We start from the raw sequence: 25,311 nt of genomic DNA on the forward strand, positions 1-25,311 counted from the left end.
ATGACCGAACGGAACTTCAACACCGGAATCCCGGCTGTCGACTTCCTCGTCACCTTCTTCCAGGGCCGCGTCCAGCGCGTCCGCTCCGGCGAGCTCGACCGCGGCGCGTCCGCGGTGGAGTGGGTCATCATCTCGGCGGTTGTCGTGGCGATCGTCGGTGTCGTCGCGGCCATCATCAACCAGGCTCTGGACAAGGGCGCGAACAACGTCAAGGACTGCATCGAGGGCGCCACCAACGACAAGACCTGCAAGTAGCGGGCCGACAACAGAGGACACGGCGGCCGTGGTGAGACGCGTGCGGGAGTTCGTGCGCCGCAGAGTGGAGGCAGGCTCCACCCGCGGCGAGTCCGGCATGACCGCGATCGAGTTCGTGCTGCTCACCCCTGTGCTCTTTTTCATGATCTTCGCGACGGTGCAGTTCGCGCTGTATTTCTTCGCGGATCACGTCGCCCAGGCGGCGGCCCAGGCAGGGGCGCGCAAGGCCCGCGCGACGGCGGACAAAGAGCCCGGTGCCTGGCAGGGCAAGGCGCGGGGGGTCGTCGACCAGTACATCGAGCAGCTCGGCCCGAGCCTGGTGGTCGGACCCGATGTGAAGACGATCCAGCCGGAGCAGAACACAGTCGGCATCGAGATCTCCGCGAAGGTCCCGTCGGTGTTCCCGGGGCTCGACTTCACGGTGCACGCGCAGTCGTCCGGGCCGGTGGAGCGGTTCGTGAAGGACGGGGAGAACTAGATGGTGCCCGTGCCGGGCATACGGGGAGCGGATCAGGACTCTGAGCAGGGTTCGGACCGGGGCATCTCGACCATCGAGGTCGTCATCCTCGCCCCCGTGATGATCCTCTTCATCCTGGTCCTGGTGGCCTTCGGCCAGCTCGTGGACGGCCGTGGGGCGCTCGATGGCGCCGCGCGGGATGCCGCCCGTGCGGGATCGATCCAGAAGAACGGCGGCACGGCTCTCGCCGAGGCGAAGAAGGCGGCCGCCGCCGACCTGGAGGACGTCTGCATCGGCCCGGTCACGGTCAACCGGACCAGCGGTGACTACGCCGACGCCGAGTTCTTCAGCGTCAAGGTGAGTTGCGAGGTGCGCGGCCTCGGCATGCTCGGCCTGGACATCGACACCACGCTGGACGCCGAGTTCAGTTCGCCGATCGATCCGCTGCGGAGGTCGACATGAGGGGGCTTCACGGCGTACGGGAGTCCGTACGTGGATGGGCGCAGGCCCGCCGCGACCGCCTCGACGACCGCGGCTCCGGCGCGGCCGCCGTCATCATCTTCGCGATCGTCTTCCTGGCGCTCGCCGCGTTCGTGATCGACGGGGGCCTGTCCATCTCGAAGCGCGAACGTGCCGCCGACATAGCGGAGCAGGCCGCGCGCTACGCCGCCCAGGACATCGACCGTGAGGCGATCTACGAGGGCAGCGAAGGCGCCCCCATCAAGTACGAGAACTGCGAGGCCCGCGCCAAGGCGTTCACCCGCGAACTCGGCATGACCGGCGCGGACGTCGCCGCGACCCACTGCGTGGCGGCCAACGCCCAGCAGGTCGAGGTCGAGGTCCAGATGACGTACGACCCGATCTTCACCGGAATGTTCTACGGGGGATCGGTGACGGTGCACGGGCGTGCGGTGGCGGAGAACGAGACGGGGTGAGCCTCCGGAGGTTCCGGAGGCTCGTCCGAGCTCAGCTCTCCCGTTTCCACTGCGTGGCGGCGAACACGTAAGTGCGGAGATTGTTGTTCGCCGGCTCCTTGTTGATCCTCTTCACCCGTAGATGGGTGAGGGTTCCGTCTTCGGACTGAACGCAGATCCCGGTGCCGGTCTTCAGGACCGAGTCGTCCCGTATTTTGCTCGGCGGGATCGGGTTGGGCAGGTTCGCCGACTCTGCGGCTGCCTGGCACTCACTGGGAGTGGGGTGCTCCTTGGTGAGGCTGCCGAACGTGCCACCCTCGTCGGCGAGGCGAATTCCGTTGGGGCCAACGGGTTCCGCGCAGTTGTAGTAGGTGAGGTAATCGCCGCTCGTCGAAAGGAAGTTCAGGTCCTTCTCGGCAGTCAGGCCGGACAAGCTCAGACGTGAGGATGTGTCCGGTCTGCAGGCGTCGACGCCGGGGTGGGCCCTGCTGTCCGGCTTGAACGTGGGTGGCCGGAACACGACGGTCTTGTCCGGAGTACTGACCTGCCAACCAGCCTCCGTCTTGGGCCCATTGGCGTCGGCCCCGCTCCCGCCGGACGCCCCACCACCACCTGGCTCCTTCTCCCCCGAGTTCCCCGAAGCCTCGCTCCCCGTACCGGACGTGCTGCCCTGGGCACTCTTGTCGCCCTTGCCGCCGTCATCACCCATCAGCTTGTACGCGGCGAACCCCCCGCCCCCGACGGCGAGCACCCCCGCCACGGCCAGCACGGCGGCCAACGGCGTGCGGCGACGGGTACGCCCGGCGGCCGTGTCTCCGGCCGTGTGCCCCGCCACCAAGGGCCCCTGCGCGGGCGCGGTAGGCGCCCCCGCCGCGAACACCTGCCCCGGAGTGTGCTCCGGCCGAGTCGGCGCCCCCGCCGCGAACGCGGTGTCCGGACCGAGCCCCGGCCGCGTGGGCACGGGCCCCTGCGCGGGCATGGGCGGCACCGCAGCCCCGGACCCCGGCCGCCCCGGCCCGCCCATCCGCAGCCGCACCGTCTGCTCCCGCTCGGCGATCTGCTGAGCCACGGCCGGCGGCAGCCACCACCCCTCGTGGCGCACCACACCCCCCGTACCGGCGAGGGCGTTGCACATGTCGATGAGCTGCGTGGGGGTGGGCCGCGCGGCCGGGTCCTTCGCCAGGCAGGCGCCGATGAGCTCCCGCAACTCGGCGGGACAGGCGCTGAGTTCGGGTTCGGACGAGACGATCCGGTACAGCAGCGCGTGCGAGTTGCCGTCGCCGAAGGGGTGGCTGCGGGTCGCGGCGAAGTAGGCGACGAGGCCGAGCGCGAAGATGTCGAGCGCCGGGCTGACATCGCCGCCCATGGCCTGCTCGGGGGCCATGTAGGCGGGGGTGCCGAGCCGGACGTCGCTGCCGGTGAGGGCCGTGGAGTCGGCGGCGCGGGCGATGCCGAAGTCGATGACGCGCGGTCCGTCGCCGGCGAGCAGGACGTTGGAGGGCTTGAGGTCGCGGTGGATGACGCCGGCCGCGTGGATCGTCTGCAGGGCTTCGGCGATGCCCGCCGTCAGCTGCAGCACTGTCCGTACGGGCAGCGGCCCGTGTTCGGAGATGGCGGCCGCGATCGAGGGCCCCGCCACATAGCTGACGGCGAGCCAGGGCTCGGGCCCCTCGGTGAAGCTGTCGAGCACGGGCGCGGTGTACACGCCCTGCACGCGGCGTGCGGCGCCGACTTCCTGCGTGAAGCGCCTGCGGAACTCGGGGTCTTGTGCGTACTCCCGGCGCACCACCTTCAGGGCGACGGGCTGGCCGCCGCGGGTGTGCGACAGGTACACCATGCCCATGCCGCCCTCGCCGAGCCGGGCGAGGAGTGGGTAGCCGGCTATGTCCCGGGGTTCGTCCGGTGCCAGCTCATCCATTCCCGATCGCCCTCTTCCGTTCGCTGCCGAGTCCGTCACCGTGCCCAGCCGTGCGCCGGGCATGGACGGGCCATGCTACGCATGGGAGTTGAGAGGAGGGAGGGGCGGCAGTGGTTCGATCACGTATAGGAGGGTGTGTCATGACTGAGCACGTCGAGCATGCTGAGTCTTCTTCGACATGGACTGCCCCGGCTGGGAGGCGGAGGCGACCGAGGCGGCCAACCCGCCTGAACTCCTTGCTGGATTCCGGCAGTTCGTGACCGGGTGAGCTGGGGCTGCACCGCCTCGCAGGCTACTTGTCCTTGCCGCCCTTCCCGCCCTTGTCCTCCCCCTTCACGCCGTCCTGGGCCTGCTTGGCCAGGTCGTCGTCGAGCTTCTTGAATTCGCGGACGACCGCGTCGGACATGCTGGCGAGTGCGTCGAGCTGCTGGGTGATGTCCTCGCGGCCGTCCTCCCAGCCGGACTCGAAGTCCTCCAGGGAGTCGTACAGACCGCCGTCGCCCAGGTCGTCCTCGTACTGCTGGAAAGTCTTCTTCGTCCGGTTCATCCGGTCCTTGATGGACCGCAGCCGGTCTCCGTAGTGCTCCAGTTCGCTGAGCGGAAGCGCGAGGTCGCTCTTTCCCTTGCCACCCATGACGTGTCCCCCCTGGTCCGCGCTCGTTCGTGTGCCGAGACGAGTGTCCAGACGAGTATGACGCGTGGAGTGGTTCCGGGGGTGGGGGTCGTGTGGTGAGGCGGGCTAGTCTGTTTTCAGCCAGCAGATATTCAGCCAGCAGACGCTCGGCCACACTGCTGCGGCCACTGTGCAGACCAGGGACGGGGGACCCGTGACCGACTTCGGAATGGACACCGACGCGCTCGAAGAGTTCGGCGGCCGCCTCGCGCGCATGCTCTACGGCCTGGAGGGGGCCCGGAACATGGTCGACTGGTACGACTCCGACTACGGCGACCACCGGGTCAAGGACGCCATGCACGGCTTCGAGAAGCACTGGCGCGACGGCCGCAAGCACGTCAAGGACACCGGCGGCACCCTCGCCACGATGGCCATCGAGTCCGTGAAGGCGTTCCGCAAGCTCGACGACGACCTCGGCAAGCAGCTGCGCGACGCCACCAAGGGCGACGGCAAGGGCGACGGCAAGGGGCAGGGCGGGGGGAAGAAGGGATGAGCGGGGGTCCCGCCTTCGACACCGGGCACGGCTACGCCCTCCGCGTCCCCGACGCCTGGTACGAGATCGACCTGCGCCCCGCCACCCGCGACGCCTCCGCCGCCGACCTGGTCCGCGCGCGCATGGCCGACGCCCCCGAGCTGCGCGAGCGCCGCGCCGACGTGGTCAGGCTGCTGCGCAGGCAGGCCGCGGCCGCCTGGGACTCCGGCGCCGTCTTCTGCGCCGTGATGGCCGAGCCCGTGGCCGACGGGCTGCTGCCCGCGAGCGTCACCGTCTCCTTCGTACGGGGGCCGCTGGACGCGAGCTCCGACGCGGAGGACCGGGTGGCGCCGCTCCTCGCGCCGCTCGCGGTGAAGCGGCCGAAGAAGGAGGGGGACCCGTGGACGGAGGTCACGACGGTCGACCTGCCGGAGGCGGGTGGGCTCGCGGCCCGTTCGTACGGGGTCGAGGACGTGCACGATCCGGCGGGCGGCCCCGGCAGTCCCGCGATCCGCGTCGCCACCATGCAGACGTACGTCCCCGTGCCCGGCGTGAACCGGGTGGCGATCGTCTCCTGCAGCAGCCCCGCCATCGAGGTGGCCCGGGGCCTGCACGACGTCTTCGACGCCATCACGTCGACGTTCGCCCTGTTCGAGGCGGGCAAGCTGATCCGTGCGGCGCCGGACGGTGCTGCGGAGGAGGGTGAGGACGCGTGAGCGGGCGGCCCACCGACTGGCACATCCTCGACCGCGACGCCGACCCGGCGCCGGGCGACCCGGCCCGGCTCCGGCTCCTGGCGCGGACGGTGCGCACCATCGCCGACGACGCCGACACCGCCGCACGCGGCGTGAAGTCGCTGTCCAAGGACCACGGCGCGATGGAGTGGATCGGCGCCGCAGGAGACGTGTTCAAGGAAGCGGTCGGGGACTTCCCGAAGCAGCTGAAGAAGGTCGGCGACTCGCACGGGCAGGCCGCCGACGCCCTCGACGCGTACATCAAGGACCTGGAGACCGCCCAGTCGCAGGCCGACCGTGCGCTGGCGAGCGGCCGCGAGGTGTACGAGCAGGTCAAGAGCCTGCGCTCACAGCTGTCCACGGCGCGCGGCACCCTCAGCGACCTCGACAAGGACGCCGACAGGCCGAAGCCGCCGGACGAGGACAAGGTCAAGGAGGCGACGCGCAAGCACAACGCCGCCAAGGACCGGGTGAGCAGTCTGAGCGGTCAACTGGCCGGTCCCGAGGCCCAGTTGGAGGCGGCCAAGAAGCTCGCCGGGCAGGCGGCCACGCTGCGCGACACGGCCGCGGGCACCGCCGAGAAGAAGATCCGCGAGGCGGCGGACGCGGGCATTCCGCCGGACTCCTTCTGGGACAAGCTGAAGGACGTCGCCGGGAAGGTCTGGGACGGCCTGGTCACGATCGCCAAGGTCGTGGTCGCCATCGGCGGCATCATCGCGCTGATCGTCGGCGGCCCGATCGCCTGGATCGTGTTCGCGGCGGCGCTGATCGTGCTCGCGGACACCCTCGCCAAATACGCCCAGGGGAAAGCCTCGTTGTGGGACGTGGGGCTCGCGGCGCTGAGCTGCATTCCCATGACGAAGGGGCTCACCTCGCTCGCGGCGCTCAAGGGCGCGTGGGTGGAGGGCGCCGCGCTCGGCGGCAGTGGCCTGCTCGGCGTCGGCGGCCATCTGGCCGGGGTCGGCCTGGACGCGCTCAAGGCATTCGGCAAGGCGCCGCTCGCGCTGTGGCAGGGCCGCGGTGCGCTGCCCGGCCTGATGAAGGCGCTGCCCACGACGGCCTGGGGCAAGCTGACGGGCATGGCGACGGACCTGCGGTACGGCGTGCCGGGCGGCCTGACCGGGTTCGGGGCGGGCTTCGGCGAGGGCTCCGGGGTGTTCGGCTCGTTCAAGTCCGGCTTCTCCGGCCTGGCGGACGGCTGGAAGGGCGTCACCGGGGCGAGCAGCCCGGAGGCGTGGCGGATCGCCAACGCGTGGCAGGGGCAGGGCGCGTACATCGGCATCGACAACTGGTCGAACACCGTCATCTCGGCGGGTACCGACATGGAGGCCCTGCACCCGATCCTGACCGGCTTCTCCATGCCGGAGGGCACGATGGCGGCGCTCGGTGGGGACTCGGCGGCGATCAGCCGGGGGGTTCAGGTCGGCCCCGCGGACCTCGACGCGGGCCGCAACATCCTGCACCACTACCGCCCGGAGGGCGTCACCCTGCGCTTCAACGAGGACGTCGGCGCCGCCACCTCGCACGCCACGGCGAACCCCCAGTTCGGCGAGGGCGGACTGCGCCAGTACTACGTCCCGGACGTCATGGAGCACGTCAAGGCGGGCAACATCACCGTCATCGACAGCGGCGGCAACGCGCTCGGCTACGAACCGTGGGGCATGGTCCACACGGGCGCGCCGGGCCAGTCCATCCCGCTGCACAACCTGGACCTGACGCCGGGCTCCCCGATCCTGACGAACGGCCAGACGGCGGGAGTCGTGGACGCGGGCAACGCGATCAAGAACCCGGTGGTGGGCGTGAACAACATCAGCTCGGTCTTCCGGGAGAACGGGAGCGGACGGTGAGCGAGTCGAGTGAGCCGGGCGAGCCGCGCGAGTCGGGTGAGCCGCGTGAGTCGGGCGAGCCGCGCGAGTCAGGTGAGCCGCACGGCCGGCTGCGCGTCGCGGCGAGCGGCACCAGACAGCACCCGCACGCCCACTTCGCCCCCGTCGTCGAGGCCGAGCTGAGCTGGGGCAACAGCGTCGTCAGGGACTGGCACCTGATGGACCCCAAGATCGGCGTCTGGCAGCTCGAACTCGCCCGGCCGTTCCACGTGGAGCTGCTGCGGGAGACGTTCCGCTTCCCGCCCAACTTCGCGCTCCACGTCATCGGTGCCGAGGGCCCGCTGCCCCTTCCGCGCATGTCGCTCGGCGACAGGTGCTTCATGGCCGTCGTCGCTCCCGCCCCCAAGGGCTGGCGAGCCGGTAACCAGGAGATCCCCCTGTGAACAGCCCTGGTGAACCGAGCGGCCCCCGCATCACGGCCACGCCGCTGATCTACCGGCTCGCCGACAGCACGGTCCTGATCGGCGTGAAGCAGACCGAGCGTGGCCCGGAGCCGCTGTTCACCGTCGTGTCCGGGGAGCCGTGCGCCGTCGCGTACACGGAGCCCGACGAGATCCGCGAGGTCCTGCCGGACGACTACCACCTGTACCAGATCCCGGTGGTGGAACTCCTCGCTCAACTCCCGCCGGTCTGCGGCCTGTTGATCAACCCGAAGGCGGCCTCGCCGCTCTACGTGGCCGCGGAGGAGCGGGACGCGGTGATCGCGGCGGGGGTCCCGTTCCCCGCCGGGGCGTTCATCAAGATCAAGGCGAGTGCCGAGAGCCCGGCCCGGCTGCTGCCCGCCGTCCTCGCGCGGGTCGCGGACGTCCACGCGCTGCGCCGCCTGTACTGCACGCGGTACCAGGTGGCGGACGCGCGCGAGAAGATCCTGATGGTGTACGACACCGGGGGCGCCGCCGACGGGCCCGTGCCCGGCGAGGTGGCGGCCCAGGACCGGGCGGTGAATGACGCGATCATGGAAGCGGCGGCCGAGACCCGCCTTCCGGACCCGATGCAGATCATCGCGCTCGACGACCTCCCGGAGGAGTTCCGCCGCCTGGTCCTGACGGATGTGGAGCCTTGCTATGTGCGCGCAGACCTCCGGGGCTGACGGCGGCGCGGCCCCCGGGCCGGACGACCGTGTCTGGCCCGGACGGCTCCCGTTCCCGCTGGCGGGCCTCCACCTCTGGACGGACCCCGAGGGCGAGCCGTGCAGGACGGACCACACCACGGAACCGTGCGTCGTGGCCTCGACGACGCCGAGCCAGGACGCGGCGGACGTGCCCGGCGGCTCCGTCCCCCAACGCCCGGGATCAGTAGGTGAGTTGATCGCGGCGATCCCCGGCGGTTTCGGCCTCTGTGTCGACGCGGGCGCGGCCGGCGGCGGCCGTCACCTCACCCGTGCCCAGGTGGACGGCGTACGGGGAGCGGGGCCCCCGCTCGGCACGGAGGTCCACCGGGACGTCACCTCGGCCCCCGACCACCTGGGCGCCATGCTCGACGACGTGGAGAGCGCGGCCTTCGCGGCGGGTGCCGAGGACATCGACGCGGCCTGGCTCCGTCTCCCGTCCGGTCCCGCCGGGCTCCTCATCGACGTACGCGGCCGGGACCGCGAACACCCGCCGCCCGCAGCGGCGTTGGAGGCGGCCCTCGAAGCGGTGCGCAGCCACGCACCGCAGGAGCGGGTGCGCGTCGCGGGGAACATGTGGCTCACCGAGCGGACGCACGACACGTCTGCCTCCGGCGAGCGGGGCTGTGTGTGGGCGATCGTGGTGTGTGTGCTGGTCGTCGCCGTGGTGATCGCTGCGGTCCAGAACGACTGGTTCTGAACGGCTGGTTCTGAAACCCGGACCGGTTCCGTCAGTGCCACACGTCGGGGTCGAGGGCGACCCCGACGAACCCCTCTCCCCGGGTGACGACCAGGTCGGGGTCCTCCTCCACTCTGCGCGCGGCCTTCTCCAGCTCCAGCACCCCCGGATCGAGTGCGCTGGACTCGAAGCTGAACTCGAACAGAAAATGCTCGGCGATCGCGGGCCGGTCCAAGGGGGACCCGTCGAGATCCACCGCCGAATTGGCCCGGTCCGCCCCCTGGCAGAGGACGGACACGAACAACGGAAAGTGTTCGGCCTCGACCAGCCGCTCGTCCACGCCCCGGATGACCCCGACGATCCCGGCCCCACCACCCGTGACCGCCCCGCACAAGTCGTCCAGGCAGTCCACCATGGCGTGACAGTTCCACCCGAAGTAGCCGGGGAATCGGAGGGTTTCCGCGAAGGACCGGTAGACGGCCTGCTCGGTCAGCAGGTCGTGCGCGTCGAAGCGGTGGATCTGGCAGCCCTTCGCCTCAAGGGCGGTGAGCCGGTGGCGCACCTCGGCCGATCCCTCGGGGGCGAAGATCACCCAGGGAGCGCCGCACGCCCCGTTCAACGGCGGCCACGCAAGGTCCGCCACGCTTCCTCGACCGTTTCCCCGGACCGCAGTCACCAGCTCTCCAGCTTGTTGCGCACTCCCGACACGACTTTCCACCCTCGGCGGGGTCGTCGATGTGTTCCCCCGCCATCAGTCGTCACACGGTGGCGGGAGTACCTTGAGCGACCCTTCCTTGATCGTCTCGATGAACGACGTGAAGGCGTCGGCCGGGACGGTGAGGGTGCCGTGGGCCGGGTTCTTGGAGTCGCGGACGGCGACTTGGGTGGGCAGGTTTGCTATCTCTACGCAGTTGTTGCCGTCGCCGCTTCCGGAGTAGGACGACTTCCGCCACGTGCGAGGGGTGGTCACGGCGTGCCTCACGGTTCCTTCGCCAGCCTGTGGATGAAGTCACGCGACCGCTTGGGGTCGAGTGACACTGCCTCCACTTTACGGAAGAGCGTTCGAAAGGCGCCGAGTTGAGCTTCGGAGTCGATGAAGGCCGCGCCATGAGGCGCATCGCGCACCGCTGTGTCCAGCCTGGGCACGGCGCCGCCCGCGTACATCATGGCGTTCGTGGCTCCGGCGAAGCCGTCCAGGTCGAAAGGCACGACGCGGACAGTGATGTTGTCCGCATCCGAGAGGTCCAGGATGTGGCCGAGCTGAGTTCGTGAAGCGGTACGGTCGCCCACCCTGATGCGCAGCGCCGCCTCATGGATGACCACTTCGTACGGGATGGCGGCAGGGGCCTCGATGATCCCCCTGCGTTCCACTCGGTGGCGGACGCGGAGTTCGAGGTCGTCCTCAGGGAGTTCGGGGACTCGGTTGCGGAAGATGGCGCGGGCGTAGTCCTCCGTCTGAAACAGGCCGGGTACATGCAGGAACTCCACATCGAGCCGGTACGTCGCGTGGTGCTCCAGTTCGGCGAGGTCCAGAAACGACGTGGGTAGCAGCCCCCGATACTTCTCCCACCAGCCGGATGTCCGATCGGTCGCCATGGCCACCAGCGCATCGATCAACTCGCCGTCTGTACAGGAGTAGTGAGCGGCGAGTCGCCGTACGCGCTCCTCGCTCACGCCCGCCGTACCGAACTCGATCTGACTCATCTGTGCCGAGTCCGTCCCGAGCAGCGCGGCGGCCTCGCGCCCCTTGAGTCCTGCCGCCTCACGCAGTTTGCGCAGCTCGGAACCAAGGCGCTCCTGGCGTGCGGTGGGCTGCTTTCTGCGCGCCATGTCTGCCTCCTTGGGTTCAACTGCCTTGCGGCAGAGCCTCGTTCGAGGGGCAGATTACGGCAACGGCTTGCGGGGTCCCAAATTGTGGCCTTACTCTCAGTGATGCGACGCACACACGCTGCGGAACCCCCGGGACCCCGGAAGCGCACCGCCCCGCCATGCCACGGCGGCCGCGACACTGCCACCGCCCACCACCGCCGCGCCCCTCGACTCCCCTCCCTCTCTCCGACAGGAGCTCAGCTGTGCCGGAAAGCGAACCGAGAAGTCCGAGCGAACCCTGGGAGTACTCCCTCTCCATCCCCAACGACCCCCGCGCCGTCACCGTCTGCCGCCGCACTCTCCGCCTGATCCTCACGATGCACGGGCTGATCCGCCACGTCGACGTGGCCGAGCTGCTCGCGACGGAGCTGGTCTCCAATTCCGTACGTCATACGAAGGGCCCCGCGACGCTGCGGGTGTGCTGGTCGGGGGGAGTGCTGCGGATCGGCTCGTGGGATGCCGAACCCGAACTCCCCGAATCCGTGACGCCGTTGGGTGACCTGGCCGAACTGGAAGAGGGCCGTGGTCTCACGCTCATCCGCGCGTGTGCCGACCTGTGGGGGTGGCAGCCGTCGGCCAGGGACGGCAACCGGGGCAAGTACGTGTGGTGCGAGCTGGGTGTCGCGGCGGTGAGGAGCGAGGCCGGCGGTGGGCGTGCGTGTCCTAGGTGAGCCGAGCGGCCACCAGTGCGAGCCATCCGCTCACGGTGTACGGGGGCGGGGCCTCGACCTCCATGCCCAACTCCGCTGCCCCGACCGCGTATTCGCTCTCTTCGAGCCCAAGGGCCAGCAGTTCCCGGATCTCACCGACAAGCCGGGCGACGAGCCGTGGATCGGTTGACGCCCGGTAGTCGGCCACCGCCGCGTCGTGTCCGTCGGGCGTGCCGAACTCGTCAGGCATGTCCTGTGAGAACCATCCACCGAGGAACTGCCCGAGCTCGGGGAAGCGGGCGTGCCACTCCCAGTGGGTCGCCGGGGCCGCCGGAGCCGCCGGTACCTGGCCCGCCACCACGCTGTGCCGGATGTGGTCGGCGAGCGCCCAGGGGCGGGTGTGCCAGGTGTGCCGCAGGTACGCGGTCAGGGCCGTACCCGGTCGATCCTCGCTGTCGTCGGCGGGCTGGCCGACGTACGCGCGCAGGACCTGGTCCAACTCGCCGTACTTGCGGTCGTGTTCAAGGGGCGTCAGCGCCACGGTCCACCCACCGCCTTCACACGTAGACGGGGAAACTGGCGTGCACGGCGAACCCGTGCGCGGCGGACGGCTCGCGGCGCAGCACCACCCGGGCGGCCCGTACGTCGACGGCTCCGCGCCCCGCCAGCATCATCGCCTGCAGCAGCACCCGGCCGACCGGCTCCTGCCGCGACGGCCAAGCCGCCTCGATCGTCAGCCGCGCTCGCGTGGCCTGAGCCAGCCAGTGGTGGATGGCCTGCTCGTTGCGGGTGACGACGTGCTGGGTCGCCCACTGGGCGGTCGTGGGGTCGGGGTAGGTGGCGGTGCGGGTGCGCACGGGGCTTCTCCATGACGGGCGGTACGGAGGATCGGGTCGGCACGACGGATCGCGTCACATCAGCGGAATGACCAGACCATCCCGACCTCCGTCTCCGAGACGAGTACCAAGCCGAAGTCGAAGGTGCGCACGGAAAAGGAGTACCAACCAGAAACCCGCTGGTAGTAGTCGCGGGTACTGCTGCTGTGCCCGGTGTTCGCGTAGAAGTGTGAGTCTTCAGGGAAGCGCGACAGGATGACTCGGGCCTTCGCTTCAAGGCCCTCCCTGCGCTCTTCGAAATCCGGTTCCTTTGTGACATCGATCCAGGGCGTGGACAGGGCCACGAGGAACCGTACGGCTTGAGAACGTGGGATCTCATACAGGTGAGGTTTCCTGACGTCCGCCGTCGCGATGGTCTCCGGGGGCATGACGAAGGGGTAGGACGGGTCGTCGAGCCTGTCGAGTTCGCCTTCCCATTTGTCCACTGTGCGCCAGCCGCGGATGTCGCGGGTGTCACCGCGCATCAGGGTGGCCAAGTCGAGCGCCCAGTTCTCGTGCTCTCTGCCCGTCACCTTGGCAACCGTCGTCCGACGCTCGTACATCCCGATCGCCTCGGCCCACGACCGCTCGTCGAGTTCGACCATCGCTGTCTCCTCACTCCTCATTGGGGCATCGACGTCAGGACGACGAAGGGCGGGTCCAGGCTCGGCTCGTACTTGAGCACCGTCAGGACACCGTGTGCGTCCTTCGGCGGCGTCGGATGGCCACCCACCACCGGAGCCGTACGGCCGGTCACGACCGGGGCCGCCAGCGGCCCCGAGGGCACCGAACCCACGGAGAAGTCTTCCTTGTCGCCCGGATCCGGAGGCGGCGGGCCTTGAAGCCACTTATCAATGTTCGCCAACTGGAGATCCGTCAGCCCGACATGCTTGTCGACGCTGTGCCCGCCGTACAGTTCCTCCTCGCTCGCCAGATCAATGGAGTACTTGTACGGGAAGGGGTCCTCGATCCGCTGCCAGCCGTGCTCCTTCTGGACCACCAGCCGGGTCGCCGATGCCCGGGTCGCCGCTGCCCGGCCCGCCGGCGTCGTCGATCGGCCGGCCGGCTGGCCAGTGCGGCATCGATGGTGGGAACCGGGGGAGGGGGCTGCGCGGTCCGCCGGGCCTCCGCGGTCTGCTCGGTCCGTCCGGTTCGCCGAGCCTCTTCCGTGCCAGAAATGTGACGTGCGGCAAAGGGGCCGGGCCCAGGGCGGGTCATGGGCGTTCTCCTGGTGGGCAGCTGTGGTCGTCGGGCCGGTGCGCTTACCGAGTAATTCGGTCGTTAACGGACAGGGGGCGGACGGAAGGCCCTGTCTGACCTCCGACACCTTCCGTACCATCGGCTCAGTACTTCGGTCCGAGCAGCCTCAGTCAGTCTGAGCGGTCCCGGTCCGAGCAGTTTCAGTCACCGCCACCAGGACACAGGATTCCCGCCATGGCGCGCACCACCTCCAGCTCGACGGGCGGCTCGTCGGCTCCGCGGAACCGGACGCCACAGCCCCTGCCCCGGCGTCGTCGGACGTTCGGGGACTTCGTCAAGGCGCTCTTCGCCTTCGTCGCGCTCGCCGCGCTCGTGGTCGGCGTGCCCGGGGCCCTCGCGTACTTCGTGGGGTGGCCGCTGCCCAGCGGGGCACCGTCCATGGACTGGCTGCAGAACGAGATCACGGCCGGGACCTTCATCCACATCCTGACCGTCGTGGTGTGGCTCGCCTGGGCGCAGTTCACCGCGTGCGTGCTCGTCGAGGTGAAGGCCGCGCTGTCCGGGGTCGGCATTCCGGGGCGGGTGCCGGGGGCCGGGCCCAGCCAGATGCTCGCCCGGCAGCTCGTTGCCGCGCTGCTCCTGGTGGGCGCCACCGCTGCGAGCTTCGCGCCCGGTCTCTCGCAGTTCGGGCAGTCGCTCGAAGGCAATCAGAAGCCCGCTTCCGCCGCGTCCGCCCAGCAGACCCCCGGGCTCTTCGGGCAGGAGCAGCAGAGCGCCGCCGCCGACGCCGCGAGCGCGATCGCGCAGCAGGCCGATCAGGCCGCCGCGCACGCCGACAGCGGAGCGAGCGCCGCCCACAAGCACGGTGACACGAAGTACTACCGGATCCAGCCGCCCGAGGGCCGTCACCACGATTCGCTCTGGGAGATCGCCGAGCGGCACCTGGGCGACGGCCGTCGCTACAAGGAGATCTACGAGCTCAACAAGGACCGGGTGCAGCCCGACGGTTCGCGGCTGTCCGAGGCCAGCCTGATCCGGCCCGGCTGGATCATGGAGATGCCCGGCGACGCCCACGGCGGCGAGCTCGTCCAGATGCCCGACGAGGCACCCAAGGTCTCCGAGGACCTGAAGGAGCAGATCTCCGACTACGCCAAGACCGGCAGTGGCGGAGCGGGCGAGCAGGGCAGCGGTCAGCAGGGCAGCGGGCAGCAGGGCAGTGGTCAGCAGGGCGGAGGCTCCGCCACCGATCGCGACACCGCCCACATCGTCGTGCCCGAGCAGCGCCCCGGCGACAGCGGTCACCGCGGCGAGGCCCGCACCCCCGCCGCCACCGGCTCCTCCTCCCACGACTCCTCCCACGACAGCGGCTTCGACTTCGGGCTGCCCGAGGCGCTCCTCGGCGCCCCCCTCCTCGCCGCCGGTCTCCTCGGCGCGCTCGGCCGCCGCCGCAGGCACGCCCTGTGGCAGTCGGCGATGGGCGCGCTCGGTGGCCGCCGCGGCATGGAGCCGCCCACCCCGACCGGTTCCGCCGCCGACGCCCAGGACGCGCTCCTGGTCGGTGCCGACCCCGACGGCGTGCGCCTCCTCGACCTCTCGCTGCGCGGGCTCGCCGCCTCGCTCGCCGAGGAGAACCGCCCCCTGCCGACCGTGTACGCGGCCTGGATGAGCAACGGCGATCTGCACCTCCAGCTCGCCCAGCCCGCCGGACGGCCGCCCGCGCCCTGGCAGTTGGGGCAGGACCAGACGTTCTGGATGCTGGCCCGCACCGACGCCGAGAACTACGAGGAGAGCGAGACCGCCGCGCCCTACCCGGGGCTCGTCAGCCTCGGCACCCTCGACGACTCGCGGCTCCTGCTGAACCTGGAGGCCGTGCCGGGGATCGTCTCGCTCAGCGGCAGCGAGAGCGACCGGGCCGCCGTCTTCGCCTCCGTCGCCGCCGAACTCGCCACCAACGGCTGGTCGGACCGCATGACCATCACGCTCGTCGGCTTCGGCCAGGACCTCACCCCGCTCGCGCCCAACCGTCTGCGGCACCTGGAGGACGTCGAGGCGCTCATCGAGACCATGGAGGCCGAGACGCGGCAGCGGCGCGGCGCGCTCGGCGCCGCCGGGCACGACTCGGTCCTCACCGGCCGCACCGGCCCCGCCCAGCACACCCGCTGGGCCCCGCACCTCGTGCTGCTCGCCGCGCAGCCGACCGACGACGACGCGGTCAAGCTCGCCGAGCTGGCCGCCGACGCGAGCCGCCTCGGCATCGGCTACCTCGTCGGCACGGAGAGCACCGAGAGCGGCGGACTGCCCGGCGCCGCCTGGGAGATGGAGATCACCCGACAGGGCAAGCTCCTCGCCCCGCTCCTCGGCCTCGAACTGGAGGCGCAGACGCTCCCGGAGGCGACCCAGCGCGCCGTCGTCGAGCTGTTCGTCGAGGCCGACCCGAACCAGGGCGGCACCACGGGCGCCGGGGACCCCGGGTCGGGGGCCACGTCCGCGACCGCCCCGCCCTTCCTCGTCGACGTCACCGAACAGGGCCGTCCCGCCGTCTACGCCCGCATGGTCGGCAGTTACGAGATCATCGGCCTGGACTCGCCCGACGGCGAGCGCAGCGCCCTCCTCCACGAGGCGCTCGCACTGCTGCTCCTGCACCGCGAGGGCGTGCACCCGCGCGTGCTCGTCTCCTCGCTGTGGCCGCGCGGCGTCACCGACGACGTGCGCGACGCCCTCCTGGACCGGCTCGCCCACTGGCTCGGCCAGGACGCCGACGGCACCCCGCGCCTGAAGACCGACGAGAGCGGGCGGCTCAAGCTCGCCAAGTCCGTCGTCTCCGACCTGGACGTGCTGCGCTCGCTCTACCACGAGGCCACGCAGGGCCGCGGAGCCAACAGCCGCCAGGTGCGCGGGCGCATGCTCACCGACGCGCTCGTCCTGGTGCGCGGCCCGCTCCTCGCGGACCGCCCGCAGGGCCGCTACCGCTGGCTCACGCACGAGATCATCGACGCCCAACTCCCGCTCCTCGTCGCCGACATCGGCCTCGCCCTCTCCGAGTTCCACCTGGAGAAGGGGCGCGCGGAGAAGGCCATCGAGGCGCTCGGCGCGGCGATGAACTCGGCGCCCACCGACGAGCGCCTGTGGAACGAGCTGCTGCGCGCCACCCACACCCTGGAGGACCCGGACCGCCTCCAGCAGCTCGCCGCCGACCTGGTCGCACGCAGCGGCGCGCGCGGACTGCCGCCCCGGACCGAGGCGCTCCTCGACGAGCTGCTCCCGGCCTGGCGCAGCGGACTCAGCGCCGTCGGGTGACCCGGTGCAGCTGATCCTCACGGTGGGCGCCCTGCTCTGGGGCGCCCTCGCCGGTCTCCTCGTCCCGCGCCCCGCGTACCGCTTCTCCGTCGCCCCCGACGAACAGTGGCGCACGGTCTGCCCGGCAGGCCATCCGCTCACCGGCTGGCTCGGCCTGGCCCGCTGCCGCGACAAGGGGGACGGGTACGGCCCGAGCGCCCCGCTCGTGGTGACCGCCACCGCCCTGGTCTGCGCGGCCCTCGCCGCCGCGACCGGGCCGCGCCCCGAACTCGCCGCCTGGCTGCTGCTCGCCCCCCTCGGCGTGCTGCTCGCCGTCGTCGACTTCACGGTGCAGCGGCTGCCGGACGTCCTGACCCTTCCGCTCGCCGCCGCGGCCCTGGCGCTGCTCGGGGTGGCCGCGCTCCTGCCCGAGCACGGCGGCTCCTGGACGGGCGCCGCGCTCGGCGCGCTCGCGCTCGGCGGCGGCTACTTCGTCCTCTTCCTCATCAACCCGAACGGCATGGGCTTCGGCGACGTGAAGCTCGCCCTCGGCCTGGGCGCGGTCCTCGGCTGGTACGGGTGGGGGGTGCTGCTCCTCGGCACGTTCGCGGGATTCGTCCTCGCCGCGCTGTACGGAATGTGGCTCGTCGTCGTGCGCAAGGCGGGCCGCAAGACGGCGATCGCGTTCGGCCCGTTCCTCGTGGGCGGCGCGTTCGTGGGCCTGCTCCTTGGGGCGTTCACCGCCTGACGTACGCTGGGTCGGTCCGCCCGCAACCCCCACGAAAGGGACCCGACGGTGACCGAGAAGGCCGACCTCCAGTCCGTCCTCGACCGTGCCGCCGCAGGTGGGCGGATCACCCCCGAAGAGGCGCTCGACCTCTACCGCGACGCCCCGCTGCACGCCCTCGGCGCCGCCGCCGACGCCGTGCGCCGCCGCCGCTACGCCGGTACGGAGCACATCGCGACGTACATCATCGAGCGGAACATCAACTACACGAACGTCTGCGTGACGGCGTGCAAGTTCTGCGCCTTCTACGCCGCTCCGAAGGACACGAAGAAGGGCTGGAGCCGCGACCTCGACGACATCCTGCGCCGCTGCGCGGAGACCGTCGAGCTGGGCGGCACCCAGATCATGTTCCAGGGCGGCCACCACCCGGACTACGGCGTCGAGTACTACGAGAAGCACTTCTCGGCGATCAAGAAGGACTTCCCCCAGCTGGTCATCCACTCCCTCGGTGCGTCCGAGGTCGAGCACATGGCCCGCATCTCCAAGGTCTCCGTCGAGGAGGCCATCCAGCGCATCAACGCCGCCGGGCTCGACTCCTTCGCGGGCGCGGGCGCGGAGTTGCTCCCCGAGCGCCCCCGCAAGGCGATCGCCCCGCTCAAGGAGTCCGGCGAGCGCTGGCTCGAGATCATGGAGACCGCCCACAACCTGGGCGTCGAGTCCACCTCCACGATGCTCATGGGCACGGGCGAGACGAACGCCGAGCGCATCGAGCACCTGCGCATGATCCGCGACGTACAGGACCGGACCGGGGGCTTCAGGGCCTTCATCCCGTACACGTACCAGCCCGAGAACAACCACCTCAAGGGCCGCACCCAGGCGACGATCTTCGAGTACATCCGCATGATCGCCATCGCCCGGATCTTCCTCGACAACGTCGCGCACATCCAGGGCTCCTGGCTCACCACCGGCAAGGAGGCGGGCCAGCTCACCCTCCACTACGGCGCGGACGACCTCGGCTCCGTGATGCTGGAGGAGAACGTGGTCTCCTCGGCGGGCGCCAAGCACCGCTCGAACCTCCGCGAGATGATCGACATGATCCGCACCGCGGACCGCGTCCCGGCCCAGCGCGCCACGACCTACGAGCACCTCGTCGTCCACGACGACCCGGCGAACGACCCGGTCGACGACCGTGTGGCCTCGCACATCTCGTCCACCGCGATCGAGGGCGGCACGGCCCACCCGGAGCTGAAGCTCCTGGCCACCAACTGAGCCTGCGTTGCTGACACTTCACGTCGCCGAGCGCTCTCCGGAGGCGGCGGTCCTGGTCGAGGGTGCGACGGTCGCCGCCGTCGGCCCGTACGAGGACCTGGCCGCCGCGTACCCTTCGGCCCGCGTCCGCCGCTGGCCGGGCATCCTCACGCCGGGCCTGCTCAACCCGTACGGTCCGGAGCTCCTGGAAGCCACGTACCACCCGGACCCGCGCGAGGCCGACGAGCTGGGCACGGACCCCATCGGCGGGGAGCGCGCGAAGTCGATCTTCCGCTCCGACCCGTCCCGCCTCGGCGCGAGCGCCCGCCGCGGCGTCCAGCGCCTCCTGGCCCACGGCACGGTGGCGATCGCGGGCGAGCTGCGTGCCCGCCCCGTCCTGGACGCGATCCGCAGAGCGGGCCTGGCAGTGGGCCAACGCCCCCCTCAACTCCCGGGCCCCGCATCCCTCTCCCCGGCCCCGCTGGTCCTGCTTCCCCCGCTGGCCGCGGGCGGCCCGGCCCGCTTCGCGGTGTTCGACGTGGCGGACAGGGGGGAGCTGGTGCGGCGGGGGCCGGGGACGTGTGTGGCGACGGTGGTGGCGGGGCGGTTGGTGTACCGCAGTAAGTGAGACGGTGCCCTTACTGGGGTGCGGTGGCCGCGAGAGGGCGCCCTGCAGGGGCGCGGGGAACTGCGCGAGCAACCACGCGCACGCCGCACCCGCCGAAGTGCCGTCCCCGGCAGACGCGAAGGCGAGAGCCCGCCGCAGGCGAAGGGCCCGCCGCAGGCGGAGGAGAGCCCGGCACACCCCAAGGGAGCCGGGCCCCCGGGCCTGACACAATGACCAGGTGACCCGAGCAAACTTGGACAAGCAGCCGCACGAAGTCGCCTCCATGTTCGACGACGTGGCGGAACGCTACGACCTCACCAACGACGTGCTCTCGCTCGGCCAGTCCCGCCTCTGGCGCAAGGAGGTCGCGAAGGCGGTCGACGCCCGCCCGGCGCAGAAGATCCTCGACCTCGCCGCCGGCACGGCCACCTCCTCCCAGCCCTTCGCGCAGGCCGGCGCGTACGTCGTGCCCTGCGACTTCTCGATCGGCATGCTCCGGGTCGGCAAGCGCAACCACCCGTGGATGCCGTTCACGGCGGGCGACGGGACCCGGCTGCCGTTCAGGGACGACACGTTCGACGCGGTCACGATCTCCTTCGGCCTGCGCAACATCCAGGACACCGACCAGGCGCTCCGCGAGCTGTACCGGGTCACGAAGCCCGGCGGCCGCGTCGTGATCTGCGAGTTCTCGCACCCGACGTGGGCACCGTTCCGCACGGTCTACACCGAGTACCTGATGCGCGCCCTGCCGCCGGTCGCCCGCGCGGTCTCGTCCAACCCGGACGCGTACGTCTACCTCGCCGAGTCGATCCGCGACTGGCCCGACCAGCCCGCGCTCGCCGCGAAGCTGCAGGCCGCGGGCTGGTCGAAGGTGGCCTGGCGCGACCTCACGGGCGGCGTCGTCGCGCTGCACCGCGGCATCAAGTGAACCGGCTCCGTCACGGCCGGAGTTGACGGGAACCGGGGGCCGGGGAAGATGTGTCAGTTGATACACCGCTGAGACACTGCCCCACCCCTTACGTCCCCCTCCCCGCTCGACTCCCCAACGACGGAGTGTCCCCATGGCGTCGTACTGCCCGCACTGTGGTGCCCAAAGACTGGACGAGGCGCGCTTCTGCATGAAGTGCGGGCGCGAACTCCCCGCAACGAGCGGCGAGTTGACGCCTCCCCCCGAAGCGGGCAAGACACCCCCTCAGCCCCCCGCGGCCCCACCCGCCTCCCCGCCGCCCTCATCCCCACCCACCTACGTCCCCGCTTCCGCAGCCCCCGCAGCCCCTGCAGCCCCCGCAGCCCCTCCGGCCTTCGCCGCCCCCACCCTGCCCCCGCCACCCCCGCACCCCGCAGGCCCCTCACCCGTGGGCGCCTTCTTCGGGCGGGCCTTCCGCGGGGACTGGGCCGGGTCCGTGCAGGCCGCGCTCTGGCCCGTGGTGCTGCTCCTCGTGGGGGCCGTGGGGATCGCCATTCCCTCGTACGGGCAGGACGAGGAGGTCGTGGTCGGGTTCACCGACCGGCTGCGGATGGCGCTCGCGCTGCTCCTCCAAGGAGTGGGCGGCGGCTTCGAGTTCAGCGGTCAGGACCGGACGTCCATCGGGGACGGCTCGGGCCTGGGCGGCAGCTCGCGCGACATCGCCGTCGAAGGGTCGTACAGCCTCTCCCTCACCCCGCTCACGGTCACGGTCCTGTGGATCCTGGCGCTCTACATCGGCGTACGCGTCGTCAGGAGCCGTAACCGGCGGCGCGCCGCAGAGGCGGGGGCGACGACGATCGGGCGAACCGACGGTCTGGAAGCGGCCGTTCGCATCTCGCTCCTCGTGACCCTCGCCACCCTCGTCCTCGCGCTCTTCGCGCAGCCCGAGGTCGACGGCGTCGAGTTCTCCTCGGTCCCGGCGCTGTCCGCGCTCGGCGCGCTCGTGCTCGGACTCGCCGTCTCCTGCGCGGTGCTGCACCAGGACGACCTCGCGCACTGGCTGGCCGCCCGCCCCGCCGCCCACACCGCGGTGCGCGCCGCCGGTACGGCCGTCAAGGCGCTCGCCGTCGTGATCGCCCTTGCCGCGGTCGTCGCGTACATCAGCATCGGCCAGCTCGACGACCTCGACCGGCTCACCGACTCCGACGACTCTCCCGTCTCCCCGCTCGTGGCCGCCCTCCTCGTGCTGCCCAACCTCGGCGTCATGGCCCTCGGCCTGAGCTGGGGCGCGCCCGCCGAGGCCAAGGCGGACAGCTCGGGCTCCTCGCTCGGCAGCGGTGGCGGTGCGGAGAGCGAGTCGTTCGGCCTCTCCGAGCTGGGGGACTACGCCAACGACTGGGCGGTCGTGGGAGCGTTGGGGCTCGGCGTCGTGTGCGCGCTCACCATCGGCGTGCTCGCCGCGCGCCGCTCCGCCCGCCGGGGCGAGCAGTTCCTCGCCGGCGGCATCTCCTTCCTCCTCTTCCTCTTCCTCGCGGGGATCAGCGGCTTCGGCATGGAGGTGAGCGCCAGCGCCTCGTCGCCTTACGGGGGCGGGGGCGGAGGCGGGGGCGGCTTCGGCAGTGGTGGCAGCGACTACAGCGGCGGCAGCGATTACACCGGCGGCAGCGCGGGCGGCAAGGGCAGCATCGAGGCGGGCACGAGCGTGCCGGACGCGCTGCTCTTCGGGATGCTGTGGGTGGGCGTGGCGGTGTTCCTCGCGCCGTTCCTGCTGCAGATGGTGGGGAGCAGGTCGGGGGCGGGCGTCCCAAGTGCCTTCGCTTCGGCGGGAGTTGTCGGTGCGCCGGACATGCCGGCGCCGGGTGCGGCACCGGTTGTTCCGGGAGCCCCAGCCACGCCAGCCACCCCAGCCACGCCAGCCACCCCAGCGACTCCTGCCACCCCCGTCGGCCCCCACGACCTCTCCCAGTACGCGACCTACGTCGGCCAGCAGCCCCCGGTGCCGGACCCGGCCACCCCGGCTCCCCGCCGCCGCGCCGTCATCTGGGTGGCGACTCTCGCGGGTGCCTTCCTCATCGGCAGCGCCGTCGCGGCGGGCGTCCTGCTCTGGCAGAACCACGACGACGACAAGGACGGCGGCGGCAAGGAAGGCAAGAACGGGAAGGCGGGGGTGAGCAGGACCCACGAGCAGGAGCCCTCGCAGACGCCCTCGGCGCAGGAGACGTCGAGCCCCACCCCCTCCGCGGAGACGTCGGACGACCCGGGCGCCGACTCCGGCGACCTCGGGGAGGACGGCGGCTCGGTCCGGGTGGAGGACGCGAAGGGCTTCTCGTTCGTCGCCCCGGCCGGGTGGACGCTCCAGGCGGGCGACAACCCGACGCAGCGCACGTACGCGGGCAGCACGGGGCGCGAGGAGTTCCTCATCGGTGTGATCCCGAAGGCGGACTACACCTCGTACGAGAACCTCAAGGACGGCGAGGCCCACGCCGAGAAGAACAAGAAGTGGTCGGACTACCAGCGGGTGCGCCTGGAGAAGAACACCTTCCAGGGGCGGCCCGGAGCGATCTGGGAGTACACGTACACCGACGACCAGGACCGCGCCATCCACGCGATCGACCAGAGCTACATCGCGGACGACGGCACCGAGTACGCGATCCAGCTGTCGTGGCGCGAGGACTTCTGGCCGGCGGACTACGGCGCTCAGACCCACCAACGGGCCCTGGACTCCTGGAAGCTCACGGACTGAACAGAGCCGGGTCGGCCGGGTCGGAGGACGTGGGCAGCTCCCGGCGCAGCCCGCCGCCGGGAGGCACGGGGCGTCGAGGCTCCCGCACCCCGGCGCCCCCAGGCTCCCGACTCCGTTCGAGCAGGGGGGTACCCCATTCCCGGCGCCGAAGTTCCGCGCGGCGCCGTGGTCACCGTCTGGTTCGAGCTCGGTCCGGGTGAAGGGGACGGGCTGCGTCGGACGTCCCTGGCACGGATGTCACCCCCCCGGCGGTACCGGAAGGGTAGACCCGCGCCCGGCGGGCCGCCAGGCACCCGGGCGCCACAGCGCCCTGCGGCACCGGCCCCTTCGCCCGGCGGATCGGTACGGCCTCATAGACTGCCTCTGTTCCGTGCCCGTCGGCACACAGAAGTCGAGCCTTGGGGAGAACCCGCCGTGACCGAGCCGCTCTCCGAAAACACCGCGGACGTCATCGTCGTCGGAGCCGGGCCCGCCGGTTCGACCACGGCGTACTACCTGGCGAAGGCCGGGCTCGACGTGCTCCTCCTGGAGAAGACCGCGTTCCCGCGGGAGAAGGTCTGCGGCGACGGACTCACCCCCCGTGCCACCAAGCAGCTCGTCTCCATGGGCATCGACATCTCCGAAGAGGCGGGCTGGCTGCGGAACAAGGGCCTCCGCATCATCGGCGGCGGCGTCCGCCTCCAGCTGGACTGGCCGGACCTCGCCTCGTACCCGGACTACGGTCTGGTGCGCAAGCGCGACGACTTCGACGAGCAACTGGCCCGCCAGGCGCAGAAGGCGGGCGCGCGCCTGTACGAGCGCTGCAACGTCGGCGCCCCGATCGTCGACGACCGCACGGGCCGCATCACCGGCGTGCACGCCAAGCTCGGCGAGGAGAAGACGCCGGCGACCTTCCACGCCCCGCTGGTCGTCGCGGCCGACGGCAACTCGACCCGGCTCTCCCTCGCGATGGGGCTGCACCGCCGCGAGGACCGTCCGATGGGCGTGGCCGTCCGCACGTACTTCACGTCCCCGCGCCACGACGACGACTACCTGGAGTCGTGGCTGGAGCTGTGGGACCGCCGCGGCTCCCAGGACCGGCTCCTGCCCGGCTACGGCTGGATCTTCGGCATGGGCGACGGCACGTCCAACGTCGGCCTGGGCATCCTCGACTCCTCCGCCGCGTTCAAGGAGCTCGACTGGCGCGAGGTCCTGAAGGCGTGGTGCGCCTCGATGCCCGAGGACTGGGGCTACACCCCGGACAACATGACGATGCCGATCCGCGGCGCGGCCCTGCCCATGGCCTTCAACCGCCAGCCGCACTACACCAAGGGCCTGCTCCTGGTCGGTGACGCGGGCGGCATGGTGAACCCCTTCAACGGCGAGGGCATCGCGTACGCCATGGAGTCCGGCCAGATCGCGGCCGACGTCATCGTCCAGGCCCACGCCCGCCAGACGCCCGCCCAGCGCGAACTCGCCCTCCAGCGCTACCCGAAGGTCCTCAAGGACACCTACGGCGGCTACTACACGCTGGGCCGCGCCTTCGTGAAGCTCATCGGCAACCCGAAGGTCATGAAGATCGCGACGCAGCGCGGACTGACCCACCCCGTCCTGATGAAGTTCACGCTGAAGATGCTGGCGAACCTGACGGATCCGACGGGCGGGGACGCGATGGACCGGATCATCAACGGCCTGTCCAAGGTGGCCCCCAAGGCGTGAGGCCGGCCCCCCGGGGCGTAGCGGCGGCTCCTGCGGCGTATTGGTCCGATTTGGTCAATACGCCAGGTCAGAGGCAGGGTGGACGGATGATTTTCATCGCAGTGAAGTTCACCGTCCGCCCCGAGCACGCCGAGTCCTGGCTGGAGCGCACCGCCGCGTTCACCGCCGCCACCCGCGCCGAGGAGGGCAACCTCTTCTTCGACTGGTCGCGCAGCGTCGACGACCCGAACCAGTACGTCCTCCTGGAGGGCTTCCGGGACGCCGAGGCGGGCGCGGTGCACGTGCAGTCCGACCACTTCAAGGCGGGCCTGGAGACGATGGCCGGGCTCATCGCCGCCACCCCCGAGATCATCAACGCCGACATCCCGAACGAGGGCTGGGGCGCGATGGGGGAGCTGGCCGTGGAAGCCTGAGC

General features: G+C 71.2%; 28 protein-coding genes and 1 pseudogene. 20 read left to right on the plus strand and 9 right to left on the minus strand.

Annotated features, from left to right (window positions below; translation table 11 throughout):
- The 4 genes from ACQB60_RS26450 (at position 1) to ACQB60_RS26465 (ending at position 1,647) form a co-directional block, all read left to right on the plus strand.
- Positions 1-255, plus strand: coding sequence for a hypothetical protein (locus tag ACQB60_RS26450; RefSeq protein ID WP_496928623.1), 255 nt, complete (start codon positions 1-3; stop codon positions 253-255).
- Between the two features lie 97 nt (positions 256-352).
- The gene (locus tag ACQB60_RS26455; protein ID WP_496928731.1) at positions 353-733 is read left to right on the plus strand and encodes a TadE family protein; all 381 of its coding nucleotides are present in this window, start codon (positions 353-355) and stop codon (positions 731-733) included.
- The gene (locus ACQB60_RS26460; protein ID WP_496928624.1) at positions 734-1,174 is read left to right on the plus strand and encodes a TadE/TadG family type IV pilus assembly protein; all 441 of its coding nucleotides are present in this window, start codon (positions 734-736) and stop codon (positions 1,172-1,174) included.
- Entirely contained in the window at positions 1,171-1,647 is a 477-nt protein-coding gene (locus ACQB60_RS26465) for a TadE/TadG family type IV pilus assembly protein (protein ID WP_496928625.1), read from the plus strand. Before ACQB60_RS26460 ends, ACQB60_RS26465 begins: the two co-directional genes overlap by 4 nt.
- 31 nt (positions 1,648-1,678) lie before the next feature.
- Here ACQB60_RS26465 and ACQB60_RS26470 read toward each other — a convergent pair whose 3' ends face one another.
- Together ACQB60_RS26470 and ACQB60_RS26475 are read right to left on the minus strand one after the other, a co-directional pair.
- Positions 1,679-3,544, minus strand: coding sequence for a serine/threonine-protein kinase (locus ACQB60_RS26470; RefSeq protein WP_496928626.1), 1,866 nt, complete (start codon positions 3,542-3,544; stop codon positions 1,679-1,681).
- A gap of 292 nt (positions 3,545-3,836) precedes the next feature.
- The gene (locus ACQB60_RS26475) at positions 3,837-4,178 is read right to left on the minus strand and encodes a hypothetical protein (protein WP_496928627.1); all 342 of its coding nucleotides are present in this window, start codon (positions 4,176-4,178) and stop codon (positions 3,837-3,839) included.
- Positions 4,179-4,371: 193 nt separating this feature from the next.
- Between ACQB60_RS26475 and ACQB60_RS26480 the strand changes: the two genes are divergently transcribed.
- Genes ACQB60_RS26480 through ACQB60_RS26505 form a run of 6 tightly spaced genes read left to right on the plus strand, consistent with a single transcriptional unit; the run spans position 4,372 to position 9,117 of the window.
- Positions 4,372-4,710 (plus strand): hypothetical protein, encoded by a 339-nt coding sequence (locus ACQB60_RS26480; protein ID WP_496928628.1) that lies wholly within the window; start codon positions 4,372-4,374, stop codon positions 4,708-4,710.
- Complete coding sequence (locus tag ACQB60_RS26485; RefSeq protein WP_496928629.1) at positions 4,707-5,405, plus strand: hypothetical protein; 699 nt, start codon at positions 4,707-4,709, stop codon at positions 5,403-5,405. Before ACQB60_RS26480 ends, ACQB60_RS26485 begins: the two co-directional genes overlap by 4 nt.
- On the plus strand, positions 5,402-7,270 hold the full coding sequence (locus ACQB60_RS26490; protein WP_496928630.1) for a putative T7SS-secreted protein: 1,869 nt from the start codon (positions 5,402-5,404) through the stop codon (positions 7,268-7,270). The genes ACQB60_RS26485 and ACQB60_RS26490 overlap by 4 nt, the downstream gene beginning before the upstream one ends.
- Positions 7,267-7,692 carry a hypothetical protein gene (locus ACQB60_RS26495; protein ID WP_496928631.1) on the plus strand — a complete coding sequence of 142 codons (426 nt, stop codon included), beginning with the start codon at positions 7,267-7,269 and terminating at the stop codon, positions 7,690-7,692. Before ACQB60_RS26490 ends, ACQB60_RS26495 begins: the two co-directional genes overlap by 4 nt.
- Entirely contained in the window at positions 7,689-8,399 is a 711-nt protein-coding gene (locus tag ACQB60_RS26500) for an enhanced serine sensitivity protein SseB C-terminal domain-containing protein (protein ID WP_496928632.1), read from the plus strand. The genes ACQB60_RS26495 and ACQB60_RS26500 overlap by 4 nt, the downstream gene beginning before the upstream one ends.
- Positions 8,374-9,117, plus strand: a complete 744-nt coding sequence (locus tag ACQB60_RS26505) for a hypothetical protein (protein ID WP_496928633.1) — start codon at positions 8,374-8,376, stop codon at positions 9,115-9,117. Before ACQB60_RS26500 ends, ACQB60_RS26505 begins: the two co-directional genes overlap by 26 nt.
- Positions 9,118-9,148: 31 nt before the next feature.
- On the opposite strand, the gene ACQB60_RS26510 is transcribed toward ACQB60_RS26505, so the two are convergent.
- The 3 genes from ACQB60_RS26510 to ACQB60_RS26520 form a co-directional block, all read right to left on the minus strand.
- Positions 9,149-9,739 carry a barstar family protein gene (locus tag ACQB60_RS26510; protein ID WP_496928634.1) on the minus strand — a complete coding sequence of 197 codons (591 nt, stop codon included), beginning with the start codon at positions 9,737-9,739 and terminating at the stop codon, positions 9,149-9,151.
- 108 nt (positions 9,740-9,847) lie between these two features.
- On the minus strand, positions 9,848-10,066 hold the full coding sequence (locus ACQB60_RS26515; RefSeq protein ID WP_496928635.1) for a DUF397 domain-containing protein: 219 nt from the start codon (positions 10,064-10,066) through the stop codon (positions 9,848-9,850).
- 8 nt (positions 10,067-10,074) lie between these two features.
- Entirely contained in the window at positions 10,075-10,926 is an 852-nt protein-coding gene (locus ACQB60_RS26520) for a helix-turn-helix domain-containing protein (protein WP_496928636.1), read from the minus strand.
- A 242-nt stretch (positions 10,927-11,168) separates the two neighbouring features.
- Here ACQB60_RS26520 and ACQB60_RS26525 point away from each other — a divergent pair, with 242 nt between their 5' ends.
- Complete coding sequence (locus ACQB60_RS26525; protein WP_496928637.1) at positions 11,169-11,636, plus strand: ATP-binding protein; 468 nt, start codon at positions 11,169-11,171, stop codon at positions 11,634-11,636.
- Here ACQB60_RS26525 and ACQB60_RS26530 read toward each other — a convergent pair.
- Genes ACQB60_RS26530 through ACQB60_RS26545 form a run of 4 tightly spaced genes read right to left on the minus strand, consistent with a single transcriptional unit; the run spans position 11,629 to position 13,490 of the window.
- Positions 11,629-12,156, minus strand: coding sequence for a contact-dependent growth inhibition system immunity protein (locus ACQB60_RS26530; protein WP_496928638.1), 528 nt, complete (start codon positions 12,154-12,156; stop codon positions 11,629-11,631). The genes ACQB60_RS26525 and ACQB60_RS26530 overlap by 8 nt on opposite strands.
- A 16-nt stretch (positions 12,157-12,172) precedes the next feature.
- The gene (locus tag ACQB60_RS26535) at positions 12,173-12,472 is read right to left on the minus strand and encodes an RNase A-like domain-containing protein (protein ID WP_496928639.1); all 300 of its coding nucleotides are present in this window, start codon (positions 12,470-12,472) and stop codon (positions 12,173-12,175) included.
- 59 nt (positions 12,473-12,531) lie between these two features.
- Positions 12,532-13,095, minus strand: coding sequence for a hypothetical protein (locus ACQB60_RS26540; RefSeq protein ID WP_496928640.1), 564 nt, complete (start codon positions 13,093-13,095; stop codon positions 12,532-12,534).
- A gap of 17 nt (positions 13,096-13,112) precedes the next feature.
- Positions 13,113-13,490, minus strand: a complete 378-nt coding sequence (locus ACQB60_RS26545) for a hypothetical protein (RefSeq protein WP_496928641.1) — start codon at positions 13,488-13,490, stop codon at positions 13,113-13,115.
- Between the two features lie 434 nt (positions 13,491-13,924).
- On the opposite strand from ACQB60_RS26545, the gene ACQB60_RS26550 reads away from it, so the two are divergent.
- From ACQB60_RS26550 to ACQB60_RS26590, 9 genes and pseudogenes are all read left to right on the plus strand, one after another.
- On the plus strand, positions 13,925-16,987 hold the full coding sequence (locus ACQB60_RS26550) for a BTAD domain-containing putative transcriptional regulator (RefSeq protein WP_496928642.1): 3,063 nt from the start codon (positions 13,925-13,927) through the stop codon (positions 16,985-16,987).
- Between the two features lie 4 nt (positions 16,988-16,991).
- Positions 16,992-17,714 (plus strand): prepilin peptidase, encoded by a 723-nt coding sequence (locus tag ACQB60_RS26555; protein WP_496928643.1) that lies wholly within the window; start codon positions 16,992-16,994, stop codon positions 17,712-17,714.
- Positions 17,715-17,762: 48 nt separating this feature from the next.
- Positions 17,763-18,962: a cyclic dehypoxanthinyl futalosine synthase gene (mqnC, locus tag ACQB60_RS26560; protein WP_496928644.1), complete on the plus strand. Its 1,200-nt coding sequence runs from the start codon at positions 17,763-17,765 to the stop codon at positions 18,960-18,962.
- A 7-nt stretch (positions 18,963-18,969) separates the two neighbouring features.
- On the plus strand, positions 18,970-19,569 hold the full coding sequence (locus ACQB60_RS26565) for an imidazolonepropionase-like domain-containing protein (RefSeq protein ID WP_496928645.1): 600 nt from the start codon (positions 18,970-18,972) through the stop codon (positions 19,567-19,569).
- 217 nt (positions 19,570-19,786) lie between these two features.
- Positions 19,787-20,476: a demethylmenaquinone methyltransferase gene (locus ACQB60_RS26570; RefSeq protein WP_496928646.1), complete on the plus strand. Its 690-nt coding sequence runs from the start codon at positions 19,787-19,789 to the stop codon at positions 20,474-20,476.
- A 133-nt stretch (positions 20,477-20,609) separates the two neighbouring features.
- Positions 20,610-20,681, plus strand: a pseudogene (locus tag ACQB60_RS26575) (zinc-ribbon domain-containing protein); the annotation flags it as partial.
- A gap of 222 nt (positions 20,682-20,903) precedes the next feature.
- Positions 20,904-23,198 (plus strand): serine/threonine kinase C-terminal domain-containing protein, encoded by a 2,295-nt coding sequence (locus ACQB60_RS26580; RefSeq protein WP_496928732.1) that lies wholly within the window; start codon positions 20,904-20,906, stop codon positions 23,196-23,198.
- Between the two features lie 414 nt (positions 23,199-23,612).
- Complete coding sequence (locus tag ACQB60_RS26585; protein WP_496928647.1) at positions 23,613-24,896, plus strand: geranylgeranyl reductase family protein; 1,284 nt, start codon at positions 23,613-23,615, stop codon at positions 24,894-24,896.
- Between the two features lie 86 nt (positions 24,897-24,982).
- A complete protein-coding gene (locus tag ACQB60_RS26590) occupies positions 24,983-25,309 on the plus strand; it encodes a putative quinol monooxygenase (RefSeq protein ID WP_496928648.1) in 327 nt (108 codons plus the stop codon).
- Positions 25,310-25,311: the final 2 nt, after the last annotated feature.

The organism is Streptomyces odontotermitis (genome assembly GCF_050510915.1).
Lineage (GTDB): Bacteria > Actinomycetota > Actinomycetes > Streptomycetales > Streptomycetaceae > Streptomyces.